This window comes from Myxococcus qinghaiensis, from assembly GCF_024198215.1.
GTDB classification, from domain to species: domain Bacteria; phylum Myxococcota; class Myxococcia; order Myxococcales; family Myxococcaceae; genus Myxococcus; species Myxococcus qinghaiensis.
In genome coordinates, this window is sequence record NZ_JAKCFA010000010.1 from 195,282 (window position 1) to 208,183 (window position 12,902).

Sequence of the window (12,902 nt, forward strand, 5' to 3'; positions counted from 1 at the left end):
GGTGGTGGCGCTCCTGACGCCCCACCGCTCCTCCGCTACCGGCCGAACAGTCCCCAGCGCTTGGGCGTCTTGCCGCCCTGCGCGCGCGACAGGCGCTCTCCGAGGATGCGGCTCATCTCCAGCGCCACGCCCGGGTTGGCCATGACGACGCTGCGGAAGTCCTCGCGGCCCACCGCCGCCAGCTCGCAGGCCGTGGCCGTCACCGCCGTGGCCGTGCGCGGCTCGCCCGTCAGCAGCGCCAGCTCTCCGAAGAAGCCTCCTGGCTTCACCGTGGCCACGGCCTGTCCCCCCGTGTCCTTGAGCTGCACCTCGCCCGCGAGCACCACGTAGAAGCTCTCCCCCGCGTCACCCTGTCGGAACAGCTCCGTGCCCGCCGGACGCTGGAGGTGCTCCGCGCCTCGTGCCACCGCCTCCAACTCTCCCGGATTCAACGGCGCCAGGAAGTCCACCTTGCGCAACGTCGCCGCCAGCGCCGCCGCCCCCGTCGTGCCCACCGGCTCCGTCGTGAGGAACGTCACCGCGTCCGCGAGCTGTGCCCGCCTCGCGACGAGGATGATGGTGTGCCCCGCCTTCAGCACCGTGCTCCCATCCGGCAGCGCCGCCCGGCCCTGCGGGTCCACCATGCCGATGAAGATGCACTCGCGCGGGAAGCCCTCCATCGCCCGCACCTGCGCCACCGTCTGCCCCGCCACGCGCGCACGCAGCGGCAGCGCCAGCTCGAACAGCACCGTGTCGCCATCACCCAGCGGCAACGAGCCCGCCACCTGCGGGAAGTCGATGGCCGTGGTCATCTTCGCCACCACCACCTCCGCCTCCGCCACCAGCTCCTTCACGCCCGCCAGCCGGTAGGCCTCGCGGTAGCTCGTGTCCAGCATGCGCACCATGATGCGCGCGGGCGACATGCTGCGCACCAGCATGGCGAACGCCAGGTTCTCCGGGTCCCTCGCCAGCACGCCCGCCGCCACGTCCGCGGACGCCACGCCCGCCGCTTCGAGTACTTGAGGACTCGTCGCGTCCCCGCACACCGCCACCACGCCCACTTCCTCGAAGAGGCGCGTGCAGATGCTCGAGTCCCGCTCGATGACCGTCACGCTGTGCTGCTCGGCCACCAGCCGGGACGCGAGCACACTTCCCACCCGTCCCCCTCCCGCGATGACGATTTTCACGACGCCTTCCTCCCGGGCTCCGCCGCCGGCTCGTCGCCGTGCGCTCCGTGCAACACCTTCTCCAACATCAGCGTCCGCTCATCCAACTGCGCCAGCATGTGCTCCGCCGTCGTCTCGGGGATGAGCCCGCTCCGGCGCGCCACCTGCAACGCCGTGCGCTCCGCGTCGATGAGCCGCCGTCGCATGGCGATGAGGTCCCTGGCCCCCTGTGCCAGATGATGGTCATTGAGCCGCCGCAGCTCCCGCTCTGCCCGCGCGATGCTCACCTGGTACTCGCTGCGCAGGTGGTCATACGCGGCCCGGGGCACCAGCCCCTGCTCGTGCAGCGACGCCAGCTCCTGGTGCGCCGCGCGACTGGCGATGAGCCGGCCGCGCTGCTCGGACATGGCCAGCGCCACCTCGTCCTGCTGGAACAGGCCCAGCCACTTCAGCGCGTGCGTGAGCACCAACCCCTGACCCACCAGCGACACCAGCGTCACGCCGAAGGCGATGGCCACCAGCTTCTCGCGGCCCGGCGTCGTCTCCGGAAGCCCCAGCGCGAGCCCAATGGAGAGCGCGCCCTTGATGTTGCCCACGATGAACACGTGCTGCCAGCGCGGCGGCACCGCCTCCGCCGGCCGGATGAGCCGCAGCAGCAAGAAGGGCCCGTAGATGGCCACCGCGCGCCCGCCCAGCACGCAGCCCACGGCGATGGCCGTCTCCGGCAGGTAGCCGCTGAGCGTCTCCGGCTTGGTGGTGAGCCCCACCGCCAGGAAGAGGAAGGTGTTCACCCCGAACGTGGCGTACTCCCAGAAGGAGTGGATGGCCACGCGGCTCTGCGGGGACACGTCCTTGCGAAGCCCGACACCGACGGCCAGTCCCGCGACGACGGCGGAGATGGCGCCCGACAGGTGAATCTGCTCGGCGACCACGAACGAGGCCAGGGCCACGGCCGTCGTCACCATGATTTCGGCCAGCGGGTCCTCGGTGCGGCGGATGACGAAGGCGCCCAGCATGCCCACCGCGAGCCCCACCACCGCGCCACCCGCCGACGCGAGCAGCACCCGCGCGGCCAGCATCGGCAGGGACGGCGCCGCGGCTCCCGCCACCACGCTGGCGATGGCCGCGTAGGCCACCAGCGCCGTGCCGTCGTTGAAGAGGCTCTCGCCCTGGATGATGCCGGACAGGCGCGGCGGCACCGGGGCGCGACGGAACGCGTAGAGGATGGAGACGGTGTCCGTCACTGCCAGGAGCGCGCCCAACAGCAGCGCGGGCCAGATGGCCAGGTCCACCAGGTAGTGCAGCGCGGTGCCCGTGGCGCCAATGGCCAGCACCATCCCGAGCGTGGACAGGATGAGGATGGGCAGGGCATTGGCGCGGATGCCATTGAGGTCCGCGGTGATGCCTCCCTCGAAGAGCAGCGCCGGCAGGCAGACGAGGAACACCACCTCCGGGTTGAGGGGTGGCACGCCGGGGAGCAGGTTGCCCACCGAGATGAGCAGCCCTCCCACCACGAGCGCCACGTTGTAGGGCATGTTCGCCCGCTTGGCTGCGATGGCCAGGACGATGGCCGCCACCATCAGTCCAATGACGAGAGGCATCTCCAAGTGCACGGCGCGCAGTCTTCCAGAACGGAAGAGCGAGGTCACGACCCCCTCGCGCGAACCGTCGGCCTGCCCGCGGGCGCGACTAGCGCCTCAGGCGGAGGATGAGGTCCTTCTTCGCCCCGCAGTCCCCGCGCCCGTCGCAGTTGCTGGTGGTGACGTACAGGTGGCCGTCCGGACCCATGCTCACCTCGCGCAGCCGGCCGTACGTGTCGCGAAGGTACACCTCGTGGCGGGCGACGCGGGCCGGGTTGTCCGAGGCGAACTCCACGCGGTGCAGGTGCCGGGAGCCCAGCGTCCCCACCAGCAGCGAGCCCTTCCACTCGGGGATGGCGGTGCCGGTGTAGAGGGCGGCGCCCCCCGGGGGCATCGCGTCCGCGAACGTGAGCGAGGGCGTCACCCAGCCCTCGTGAATCTCGCACGAGTAGCTGCCGGGCCAGCCCAGGTTGCTCCCGGGACGCGCGAGGCTCACCTCGTCGTGTCCCCGGCGCATCGTCTCGCCGCTCGGGCCGTGGTCCGTGACGTACAGCGTGGTGGCATCCTTCCAGTCCCAGCCCTGGAGGTTGCGGATGCCGGTGAGGAAGGCGGGGGAGTTGGGGAAGGGGTTGTCCTGGGGGATTTGTCCTTCAGGGGTGAGGCGCAGGAGCTTGCCGGCGGGGTCATTGACGTTCTGCGAGCGGTCCGGCTCGCGGGCGTCGCCGGTGCCCGCGTAGAGCATGCCGTCGGGGCCGAAGCGCAGGCGTCCGCCGTCGTGGTAGGTGGCGGAGGGGATGCCGCCGAAGACGACGCGGTCCAACGTCGCGGTGGTGTGGTCCTCGGAGAGGGTCCACCGCTCCACGCGGTTCTCGTCCTGGCCGCTCGCGTCGGTGGTGACGTAGACGTAGAACCAGCGGTTCGTCGCGAAGTCCGGGTGGGCGGTGATGCCGAGCAGTCCGCCCTCCGCGGCGCGGGTGATGCGCACGGTAGCCACGGGTTGGGGCTGGAGGACGCCGGCCTTGAGCAGCCTCACGCGGCCGGGTCGCTCGGTGACGAGCGCGTCGCCCCCTGGCAGCCAGGCGATGCCCCAGGGGACCTCCAGGCCTTCGGCGATGACGTCCACGGTGATGGGCACGGCGCCGTCCGGACCCCAGTCGTCCGCGACGCGCACGCAGTCCTGGGGAGACGCGGTGCCCTGGGACTGGCTCTTGCGACAGGCGGAGGCCGACACGGCGAGCACCACGAGGGCGGAGGCGAGCAGGCGAGAGGCGCGCATGGGGCGATTAATGACCGCCCCTGGGGGAGCGCGCCAGCGTGACAGGGGATGGACGTGAGGGCGGGGACGCTCGGGGAGGAGTCCCTCGTCGGGAGGGTGGGCAGGCGGGCGAGCCACGCGTGGATACGCGCCTGTGTCGTCGCGAGGCGCGTGGGCACCTTCAGCGCACGGGACAACCCGTCCATTCGCAACAAGGAGACGTCCTATGGCGCGCATCGCGTTCATCCTGGCAGACGACTTCGAGGATTCTGAGTTCCGCATTCCGTATGACCGCGTGAAGCAAGCGGGGCACGAGGCGGTCGTCATCGGCGTGGAGGCTGACAAGCCCGTGAAGGGCAAGAAGGGCCAGGAGGTCATCACCCCGGACAAGGCGATTCGGAACGTGTCGTCCCGGGACTTCGATGCGCTGGTGATTCCGGGGGGCTACTCGCCGGACCATCTGCGCATGGACATCGACATGGTGGGCTTCGTGCGGGACTTCTACCGCGCGGACAAGCCGCTGGCGGCCGTGTGCCATGCGCCGTGGATGTTGGTGGAGGCGGATGTCCTGGACGGGCGGACCGTCACCTCCTGGCCCTCCGTCCGCACGGACCTCATCAACGCGGGGGCTCGCTGGGTGGACCGCGAGGTGGTGGAGGACGGCAACCTCATCACCTCACGCAACCCGGGGGACCTGCCGGCCTTCAGTGAAGCGCTGCTGCGGCAGGTGGACAAGGGCATTGCCCCGCGCATGGAGCCGTCGCGCGGGCGCGAGGCCACTTCGGAGCAGCCGTCCAGCATGCACTGATGGAGTCACGGGCCACGAGCGGACGGAGAAGTGTGTCGGCTCGTGGCCTGTTGGCGCAAGGCACAGCGGGATGAACAGCTTCCCGGACGTCAGTGGTCGCCGTAGCGCTTCTCGCCGGCTTCCACTCGGACGGCCAGGCGGTTGCCACGGGGCGGCAGCGGGCAGGTGGCGAAACGCGTGAAGGCGCAGGGCGGGTTGTAGGAGCGGTTGAAGTCGAGCACCACCTGCCCGTCCTTCGGCATGTCCGAGTACAGGAAGCGGCCCGCGCCGTAAGTCGCGTCGCGGTTCGTCTCGTCCGCGAAGATGATGAAGAGCTGGTTGGAGCCCTCCTCCTCCACCGGCGTCAGGCGGTACTCCTTGCCGTCCACCGTGAAGACGAGCGTGCCCGGCGCCTTCATCTCCTCCGTGGTGCCCAGCACGTTGGGCACCTGGAGCGTGCGCGGAGTCGCCGAGGGCTCGAAGCGCGCGGTGACCTTCCACGTGGGGCTCGCCGGATAGGTCTCGATGCCGTGGAACTGCTTGCGCGCCTGCGCCTGCGAGTCCTTCACGCGCACACCCAGCTTGTCGCCCCGGAGGATGACCTGGAAGTTGAGGCTGCCGAGCTTCACCACATCCGGCGAGCCCTTCTCATCCGTCTTCAGCTCGCCCCCGGTGAAGGGCTCGTTGTTGTTGCGCGTGAACCGCACACCCGACGCGGGCTGGAAGCTGACGGTGTTGCCCTTGCGCGTGAAGGTGCCGAGCTTCGCGGGCGTACCGGCCGGAAAGTCCAGGTCGCTCTCGGGCGCGGAGCCGGCGGTCTGCTCGCCCTCCTTGAGCCAGAAGAGGCCGACGAGCGTCAACCATCCCTCCTCGGACTGGAGTCGCTGGATGCGCTGCTCATGCCAGGCGCGAGTGGAGGCGGCGAGGTCTTCGGGCGTCGTGGGAGTGGACACGGTCTTGGCGGGGGCAGCGGGTTTCGGGGGCGGGGCCTTCTGCGGGGCCGGCGCGGCCTGGAGGGCGAGGGACAGGGCCAGGGCAAGGGGCGTCATGTCGGGTGCCTCGGTGAGAGGGGGCTTCCAGCAGTGGCCCCCTGTCTAACAGGGTGGGGTGCGCGGCGCAGGGTTGCAGGCACCCGGGCTCCGTGCGAAGCCGGACACCCGCCGTGGAACTCGACCTGAAGCCGGCACCTCCGCCGGGTGCCTTCCGCAAGCTCGCCCTGGGGGCCTGGCGCTCGCCGAGTGACGCGAGCGCCTATGCGTCCCTGGAAGTGCGCATGGAGAAGGCCGTCGCGTTCCTGGAGGCGTGGCGGGCTCGCACGGGGCAGCGGCTCACGGTGACACACCTGGTGGCCAAGGCGTCCGCGGATGCGCTGCGCCTGCATCCCGAGGCCAACGTGCTCCTGCGCTGGGGCTCCCCCGTGCCGCGCGTGGACGTGGGCGTGTGCGTGCTCGTGGTTCAGCCCGAGGAGTCGGGCCGGGCGGACCTGACGACGGCCACGGTGCCTTGCGCGGACACGTTGTCCCTGGGCGAGTTCGCGGGGGCGATGGAGGCCGTCGTGGCCCAGGTGCGCTCGCGCAAGGACGCGGTCATCGAGCGGGGCAAGCGCCGTTCGTATCGCATCCCCGGGATGTTCATGGGGCTGGCGCTGCGGCTGTTGTCCTTCGTCTGGTTCACCTTGAACATCGACCTGCGCTGGGTGGGGATGCCCAGGGACCCGTTCGGTTCGGTGGTGGTGACGAGCCTGGGCTCGCTGGGGTTGGAGCGAGGCTTCGTGGCGACGGTGCCGTACACGCGGGTGCCGTTGATTCTCGCGCCGGGGGCGGTGCGGTCCGTACCGGTGGTGGAAGCGGGCGAGCTGGTGCCCGGGCGGATGATGACGCTGACGTGCACGTGGGATGCGCGGGCGCTCGACGTGGAGGTGGTGGCGAAGGTGCTGCGGCACGTGGGCGCGGCGCTGGAGGCCCCGGAGGAGACGTGGGGGGCTGCGAGCAGCGCGCGGGTGGGGTAGAACGGGGAGCGTCGCCACCGCTGGAGGTCCCGTCATGCCCGTGGATACCAATCGTCGCGTTGCCTCTGCCCGTCCCGTGGGACGCGCGCTCGGAGGGCAGGACCGCTACGAGAAGGAAGCGCTGGAGGGTCCCGCGGAAGGTCCGCTGGCGATGACCCGGCGCCAGCGGCTGGCGGGCGGACCCAATCGCGTGGAGGGGGAGAGCCCCTTCGCCGCGAAGATGCGGAAGCTCACGGAGAGCAAGTCGAAGGACGAGGAACGCTGAGGTCCACGGTGGAGTGGGCACGTCGATGAAGGTCTATCTGGACGACGAGCGCCCCACGCCCGAGGGCTGGGTGGCGGTGCGGTGGCCGGAGGAGGCCATCGCGCTGCTCGAAGCCGGGCAGGTCGTCGAGCTCAGCCTCGACCATGACCTCGGAGACGATGAGCACGGCACGGGCTACGACGTGCTGCTGTGGCTCGAGGAGGCGGTGGCCACGCGAGGCTTCGTTCCTCCTCGAGTCCGGGTGCACTCGGCGAACAGCTCCGCGCGCCACAAGATGGAGCTGGCGATGGAGCGCATCGAGCGGTTCGCGCGAGAGCGGTGACGGCTCAGCGTGAGCGCGGGCGTGGGCTCGGGGTGACCTGGATTCGAGTCGCATCGGTGCTGCCGTCGGCGATGAGGCTGAACGCGGCCTGGACGGCGGTGCCCTGGGGCAGGCTGTCGAGGGAGATGCGCTGGCCATCGCGGACCACCTGGGTGTTCTGTCCCACGCGCAGGTTGTAGAGGTCACCGGTCTCCGAGTCTCGGACCACGACGCGTCCCTTGGAGGTCGAGGCCACCTGTCCGGTCATGACGACGCTGGCGACCACGGTCTTCTCAGGGTTCGCCCCCGTGTCCCGTGCGGGCTCCGAGGATGCACTCTGTTCCGGGGGCGCATTCTGTCCCGAGGCAGTCTGTCCCGAGCCGCCGGTGCCTTCGTCCTGCTTGTCTGCGTGCCCGCCGCGTAGGGCGTTGACCTGCCGCTGGAGTCGCAGGACATCGGAGCGAAGCATCGCGACTTCACGAGTCAGCTGCCGAGGACTCAGGTCCTTTCCCGAGGCGGCGGCCTCCGCGCTGCCACCGTGTGCGTCGCCGGCCGCGTCGGTGGGCTCAGTGCCTTGCGACGTGGAGGGCGCCCTGCCGCTGGGGACGCTATTTCCAGAGCCCTGGTTCTGGGCGGGAGTGTTGTTCGTGTTGCCCGAGCCACCGGTGCCTTGGGTGCCGCTGACGTTGGAGTTGTTGTCCGTGGCGGTGTTCCCGTTCGAGTGGGTGGTGGTGCCTGAGCCACCGGTACCTGCTGTGCCGCCGACGTCCGAGCTTTGAGGCACGAACGAGGTTCCGGGCGAGGGTGGGGTGTAGCGTGGATCGCTGGCGCCGGAGCCGCCGGTGCCCGAGTAGTCCGTGTTCGGCGTGCCGAGATTGTCCTCGGCACCCGTGGCGCCCTGTGGGACGGGCGAGAAGTTGCCTGACTCATACGTGCCCGGGGGCTGCACGCTGGTATCGCCCGAGACACCTCTGCCTTGCTGATTCTCGGGGAGAGGGGTTGTTCCTTGAGCGGACGTCCCACCGCTCGCACCACTGCCCGCTGTCTGCGCGAGGGCAACGGGAGTCATCAAGAAGCTGAACGTCAGGGCCGCTGAGAAGAGCGCTCGTCGCATGGGTGGGGTCCTTTCCTCATGCTCAAGGTTGAGGCTGGGGGCCCTGGCGACAAGCGAGCCTCGCGGAAGCTCGCGTGCTCGCATTCGTCCTGCGTGCTGCTTGTTCGTACTGCGTACCTGCGAGCAGGGAGGGAGTCGGCTGGACGGTGTCCGTCGATTGAGGACGTGTCTTCGTCAAGGTGGAGTGGCGGAGTTCCAGGTGTCGCCCAGGCGAGAGTTTTCGCAGGAGGCCCAATGCTTGGGGCGTGGTGCGAGGAGAGGCCGGGTCCGGAGGGCCTCTTCCAACTCCTCCAAGGTGATGTCTGTGTTCGAGTGAGCCGCACGCAGGAGTGAGTCCCTTTTCCGCAGGCTGCGCTCCGGAGCGCACCAGGGGTTGCAGCGCGAGGGCGCGTTGATGAACGCCTTGAGCAGCGCGATGCTCGCGAGGTCGAGCTCCGCCCACTCTTTTCCGAAGACGCTTCTGGCCGCGTCGAAGACACTGTCGTGCTGTTGGAAGAGTGAGCGGTGCTGGAGTTCGTGCATCACCAGGTCTTCCGCGCTCCAGTGGCGCGTGAGCCATACCGTCAGGGCCAGGCGTTCCGGTCCACGAAGACGGGGGGCGCCCTGCTGTTCCAGCTCGGAGCTCCATTGGCGAGCCACCCCATCCGCGAGCGTGAGGCCCATGGGTGAGTCGTCTCGATAATCCGAGGTGCGCATGAATACCTTCAGGACATAGACCGCCGCGGTCCACGACCACACGGGCTGGACGTAAGGCACTGGGGGTTGCTCCAGGCTCATCCACCAGCGGAGCCGAAGGCGCTCCTCGGGCAGGGACAGTCGCTCGGACTTGGAGGGAAGGGTGGGCACCCGCGAAAGGGTGTGGTGGTAGAGCCCCTCCAGTGCGACCAGGGGCGAGACAAGCATGAGTCCCAGCAGCCACACCCGCCATTGCAAGCCACGCTTCCATCGCATGGGTGTTGGCGCAGTGCAGCCTTCAGGACCGTCCGTGGGCATTAGCACGGGGAAGAAGTCGCATCCACCTCGAATCAAGGCGGATCGTCGCAATCTCGGGTGCCACTCCCTCGACAAGGTGTTCTGCAGGGAGGCCACTGCTTGGGACGTGGTGCGAGAAGAGGCTGTGCCCGGAGCGCTTCCTCCAGCTCATCCTGGGTGATGTCTCCGTGCTCGTGAGAGGCGCGCAGGAGCCAGTCTCGTCCCTCAAGACTGTGCTCCGGAGCGCACCAGGGGTCCCGTCTCGTGGGATCGTCGTAGACCGTTTTAAGCAGTGCGGTGCTCGCGAGGTCGAGCTCTGCCCACTCCTTGCCGAAGACGCTCCTGGCGGCGTCGAAGATGTCCTGTTCCTGTAGGTCGAGGGAGCGGTGCTGGAGTTCGTCCATTACCAGGTCCTCCACGTTCCAGTGGCGCGTGAGCCAGACGGCCAGCGCTACGCGTTCCCCAGGCCTAATGCCGTCGGTGCCGCGCTCCTCTAATTCATCACTCCAGCGATACGCGGCATCGAGTGCGAGCCCGAATCCCTCGGGTTCGCATTCTGCGAAGCACGCGGTCGTAAAAGGGATCAATCTCAATACACCAAGGGCCACTGTCCAGGGCCAGATGGGTTGGACGTGAGTCACCTGGGGCCGCGCCATGCTCATCCACCATTGGAGCCGGAGTCGCTCAGCAGGCCGGAAAAGGGGCACGGGCTTGGAGGGGAGGGCAGGTACCTTCGCGAGAGTGTGGCTGTAGAAGACCTCCAGTGCGGCCAGGAGCACCACACCGGTGAGTCCCAGGAGCCACACCAGCCATCGCAAGCCGCGCTTCCATCGCATGGGCTTTGGCGCAGTGCAGCCCTCAGGCCAGTCTTGAAGCCAGGGCTCAGAACCTGTACCGCGCGCCGAGGCGCACCTGTCGCGGAGGCTGATGCTCCAGGGCCTCGGTGCGACCTTCACTGCTCGGGGGCATCCGGGGGGCCGCCTGGATGTTGAAGAGATTGAAGGCATCGATGTCGAAGGACATCTCCTTCCGGCCCTCGAATCGATAGTCCACCCCGAGCCGTGCATCGACGACATGCAGCCAAGGCGTGGATGCCCGCTGTCCTGCCTCGAGTGCGCCCGATGCAGCGACATAGGCCACGCCCAGGTGGGCCCACATTGTCGGGGTCAATCGTTGCCGCCTTGCCCCGAACGCCTTGAGGACATGGGTATGCCGTGCCACGGCGGCCGCCCCCCTCGGCACGCGGTTCAGCGGATCCTCATGACCGCCGCCGAAGCGTGACCACGTGTAGCTGGCCTGTCCCACCCAGTCGTCCATGACCGTTCGTGCCAGTTGGAACGTCACCGCGCCATGAGTCTGCTCCTGCTTCGGCAGGTCGGAGCCCAACCCCTTGCCGGGATTGACGAGCCGCCATGCATCGCCTTCCTGGTCGCTCACGAGTCCAAGCCCCGTATCCAACTCCTTGTAGACATAGGTCACGCTCAAGACTGTTTCGCTCAGTACCGCCACGTCGGCACCGAGTGTGACCTCGCTGGTGGAGGTGGGTGACAGGTGCGGGTCCACCTCCACCTCGCGAACCTGTTCGCCCGAGGCATCGGGGAGGAGCAGTCCGAGCAGCGCCTGCCCGCGATACTTGCCGTAGTGCGCGAAGAGGCGCATCTCGCCACGGCCGAAGGGGTCCACTACGACGCCCAATTGAGGCGAGAGCGCGTGGCTGACGGCACGTGCCTCCCCGTGTGATGGCGCGAGCCGCTGCAGGTCGTAACGAAGGCCGACGTTGAGGGTCAGAATGTAGGAGTACATCCAGGAGTCCTGGACGAAGCCACCCACCATGTCTCGATGCGTGCGGGTCACAATGCTCGGGGCCTCTGCCTGGAGGCCACGCGGAGTCCGGCGTTGAGCACCAGGTGCCCTCTGTACCGCATCGTGGACCAGCCACTCCGCGTCGAGCCCGACCTTCACGGTGTGCTGCAGCGCCTGGACTCCCAGGGCGCCGTACTTTCGATAGTGGGCCCACCCACGGACCTGGAATTGATTCGTCTCGTGCTCCTGGTCTCCTCCGCACTGGGTGTAGAGCGCCAACAGCGTGGAGCCACAGTCGAGGCCCTCTGTGTTCGTCTCCGTGTCCCCAGCGGGAGCAGGGCGCTGGGAGAAGTGTTGTCGAAGCCAGCGCGCATCGATATCGAGCAACACCGCCTTGTCCAACAGCCCCCCGCGGTGCCCGAGTCCGAGCAGCAGGGTGTCTCGCTCCAGCGTGCGGGGTGCGAAAGCAGCCGTCCCCTGATGCACTCGCTGGGTGGCGGGCATCGTGATGAACGTCAGCGTCGTGTTGTGGTCCGCGTTGAACAGGTAGGTCAGGCGACCCAAGGCCTGGACCTCTCGTTGGTCGGAGTGAATGGTGAGGGAGTTCTCTTCGGGGACGGCTGACCGCGAGCGTGTGCTCTCCACTCGCTGAACCGAGGGAATCAGCCCCAGGGAGAACCAGAGCTGGTCCTTCAGGATGGCGCCGGAGAGGACCGCGCCCAGCTCTCCCATGTTCTCAATCACCTCATGGGGACCGTCCTGGAGCGGCCGGCGCCCCTGGAGCAAGCCGGTGGCCCAATGGGCGAACACGGACCCGTTGAACTCATTGCCACCGGATTTGTTCTCCCCCGCATCGATGATGGCTCCCGTGGCTCGGCCGTATTGGGGAAGGCGTCCACGGAACAGCAGCTCGCCCCAGTTGTACTGAATCAGCTCCAGGCTCAGGGGTACGGCATTGCGTCCGAACACGCCGTCCTGGGTGGAGAGGCCGTCCAGCACATATCCGTTCTCCGAGGGACTCGCGCCGAGGAGTGTGAGCCCCTGGTTCGTGTCGACTGCTTCCGAGCGCAAGGACTGAAGCCTGTCGACCGAGCGCATCGCGCTGCCCGGGATGGGCCGTGCGATGGGAAGAAGGTCGGTGTCGAGGTGGTCGAGGGTCTCGGAAACACCCGTGCTCTCGGTGTCCACTGGGGGGAACTCGCCGCGAGTGGGCTCAAACAACTCTCGAAAGGACTCGGGAAGGAGGCTGGCATTGATGCGCAAGGCACGCGCTGCTCGCGCGGGGACCGAGTCCCTCCTCAACGGTAGAAATCCTTCCTTCTCGAAGCGCAGCTCGTACACGCCCGGTGGAAGGGGTTCGAACCGGTAGGTACCATCCAGTTCCGTGACGACAGTGAACTCACCCCGAGGCTCGGACGCGGTAGCGGTCACCACGACATCGGAGAGGGGCTGTCGGCTCTGGGCATCAATCACCGTGCCGAAGATGTTGCCCGTGGGCTCCGCCCAGGCCTTCGGTGTCCAGCCCATCCCCAAGAAGACTCCGACGACGACGTGAAGCACGGTCAGGTTCCGCATCCCCCAGAACCTTCCACGGGGCCCGAGCGTCTTGGGTCATGGTTTCCGCACGGAGCAGGCAGGCACCCGTGATGATTCCGTGCTGTGCTGCGAACAC

At 68.4% G+C, this 12,902-nt stretch carries 12 protein-coding genes; 4 read left to right on the top strand and 8 right to left on the bottom strand.

The window, feature by feature from the left end:
- Positions 1 to 35: 35 nt before the first annotated feature.
- The 3 genes from LZ199_RS46165 to LZ199_RS20700 form a co-directional block, all read right to left on the bottom strand.
- Positions 36 to 1,166 (bottom strand): NAD-binding protein, encoded by a 1,131-nt coding sequence (locus tag LZ199_RS46165; RefSeq protein WP_323389795.1) that lies wholly within the window; start codon positions 1,164 to 1,166, stop codon positions 36 to 38.
- On the bottom strand, positions 1,163 to 2,758 hold the full coding sequence (locus tag LZ199_RS20695) for a cation:proton antiporter (RefSeq protein ID WP_253995453.1): 1,596 nt from the start codon (positions 2,756 to 2,758) through the stop codon (positions 1,163 to 1,165). The genes LZ199_RS46165 and LZ199_RS20695 overlap by 4 nt, the downstream gene beginning before the upstream one ends.
- A 76-nt stretch (positions 2,759 to 2,834) precedes the next feature.
- Positions 2,835 to 4,001 carry a PQQ-dependent sugar dehydrogenase gene (locus tag LZ199_RS20700; protein ID WP_253995454.1) on the bottom strand — a complete coding sequence of 389 codons (1,167 nt, stop codon included), beginning with the start codon at positions 3,999 to 4,001 and terminating at the stop codon, positions 2,835 to 2,837.
- A gap of 205 nt (positions 4,002 to 4,206) precedes the next feature.
- On the opposite strand from LZ199_RS20700, the gene LZ199_RS20705 reads away from it, so the two are divergent.
- Positions 4,207 to 4,788 (top strand): type 1 glutamine amidotransferase domain-containing protein, encoded by a 582-nt coding sequence (locus LZ199_RS20705; protein ID WP_253995455.1) that lies wholly within the window; start codon positions 4,207 to 4,209, stop codon positions 4,786 to 4,788.
- 89 nt (positions 4,789 to 4,877) lie between these two features.
- On the opposite strand, the gene LZ199_RS20710 is transcribed toward LZ199_RS20705, so the two are convergent.
- Positions 4,878 to 5,816, bottom strand: coding sequence for a DUF1684 domain-containing protein (locus tag LZ199_RS20710; protein WP_253995456.1), 939 nt, complete (start codon positions 5,814 to 5,816; stop codon positions 4,878 to 4,880).
- Between the two features lie 113 nt (positions 5,817 to 5,929).
- Between LZ199_RS20710 and LZ199_RS20715 the strand changes: the two genes are divergently transcribed.
- Genes LZ199_RS20715 through LZ199_RS20725 form a run of 3 tightly spaced genes read left to right on the top strand, consistent with a single transcriptional unit; the run spans position 5,930 to position 7,362 of the window.
- A complete protein-coding gene (locus LZ199_RS20715; protein ID WP_253995457.1) occupies positions 5,930 to 6,775 on the top strand; it encodes a 2-oxo acid dehydrogenase subunit E2 in 846 nt (281 codons plus the stop codon).
- 34 nt (positions 6,776 to 6,809) lie between these two features.
- Entirely contained in the window at positions 6,810 to 7,040 is a 231-nt protein-coding gene (locus LZ199_RS20720; RefSeq protein WP_253995458.1) for a hypothetical protein, read from the top strand.
- A gap of 25 nt (positions 7,041 to 7,065) precedes the next feature.
- Positions 7,066 to 7,362 carry a cyclic-phosphate processing receiver domain-containing protein gene (locus LZ199_RS20725; protein ID WP_253995459.1) on the top strand — a complete coding sequence of 99 codons (297 nt, stop codon included), beginning with the start codon at positions 7,066 to 7,068 and terminating at the stop codon, positions 7,360 to 7,362.
- Between the two features lie 4 nt (positions 7,363 to 7,366).
- Here LZ199_RS20725 and LZ199_RS20730 read toward each other — a convergent pair whose 3' ends face one another.
- From LZ199_RS20730 to LZ199_RS20745, 4 genes are all read right to left on the bottom strand, one after another.
- Positions 7,367 to 8,455, bottom strand: coding sequence for a hypothetical protein (locus tag LZ199_RS20730; RefSeq protein ID WP_253995460.1), 1,089 nt, complete (start codon positions 8,453 to 8,455; stop codon positions 7,367 to 7,369).
- Positions 8,456 to 8,629: 174 nt separating this feature from the next.
- On the bottom strand, positions 8,630 to 9,358 hold the full coding sequence (locus LZ199_RS20735) for a transglycosylase domain-containing protein (RefSeq protein ID WP_253995461.1): 729 nt from the start codon (positions 9,356 to 9,358) through the stop codon (positions 8,630 to 8,632).
- Between the two features lie 122 nt (positions 9,359 to 9,480).
- Positions 9,481 to 10,245: a transglycosylase domain-containing protein gene (locus tag LZ199_RS20740; RefSeq protein ID WP_253995462.1), complete on the bottom strand. Its 765-nt coding sequence runs from the start codon at positions 10,243 to 10,245 to the stop codon at positions 9,481 to 9,483.
- A 64-nt stretch (positions 10,246 to 10,309) separates the two neighbouring features.
- A complete protein-coding gene (locus tag LZ199_RS20745; protein WP_253995463.1) occupies positions 10,310 to 12,805 on the bottom strand; it encodes a TonB-dependent receptor in 2,496 nt (831 codons plus the stop codon).
- Positions 12,806 to 12,902 lie beyond the last annotated feature (97 nt).

Coding starts and splice junctions, on each gene's coding strand:
- LZ199_RS20730 (WP_253995460.1), bottom strand. CDS start 8,455: ATGCGACGAGCGCTCTTCTCAGCGGCCCTGACGTTCAGCTTCTTGATG.
- LZ199_RS20710 (WP_253995456.1), bottom strand. CDS start 5,816: ATGACGCCCCTTGCCCTGGCCCTGTCCCTCGCCCTCCAGGCCGCGCCG.
- LZ199_RS20720 (WP_253995458.1), top strand. CDS start 6,810: ATGCCCGTGGATACCAATCGTCGCGTTGCCTCTGCCCGTCCCGTGGGA.
- LZ199_RS20700 (WP_253995454.1), bottom strand. CDS start 4,001: ATGCGCGCCTCTCGCCTGCTCGCCTCCGCCCTCGTGGTGCTCGCCGTG.
- LZ199_RS20705 (WP_253995455.1), top strand. CDS start 4,207: ATGGCGCGCATCGCGTTCATCCTGGCAGACGACTTCGAGGATTCTGAG.
- LZ199_RS20745 (WP_253995463.1), bottom strand. CDS start 12,805: ATGCGGAACCTGACCGTGCTTCACGTCGTCGTCGGAGTCTTCTTGGGG.
- LZ199_RS20725 (WP_253995459.1), top strand. CDS start 7,066: ATGAAGGTCTATCTGGACGACGAGCGCCCCACGCCCGAGGGCTGGGTG.
- LZ199_RS20735 (WP_253995461.1), bottom strand. CDS start 9,358: ATGCTTGTCTCGCCCCTGGTCGCACTGGAGGGGCTCTACCACCACACC.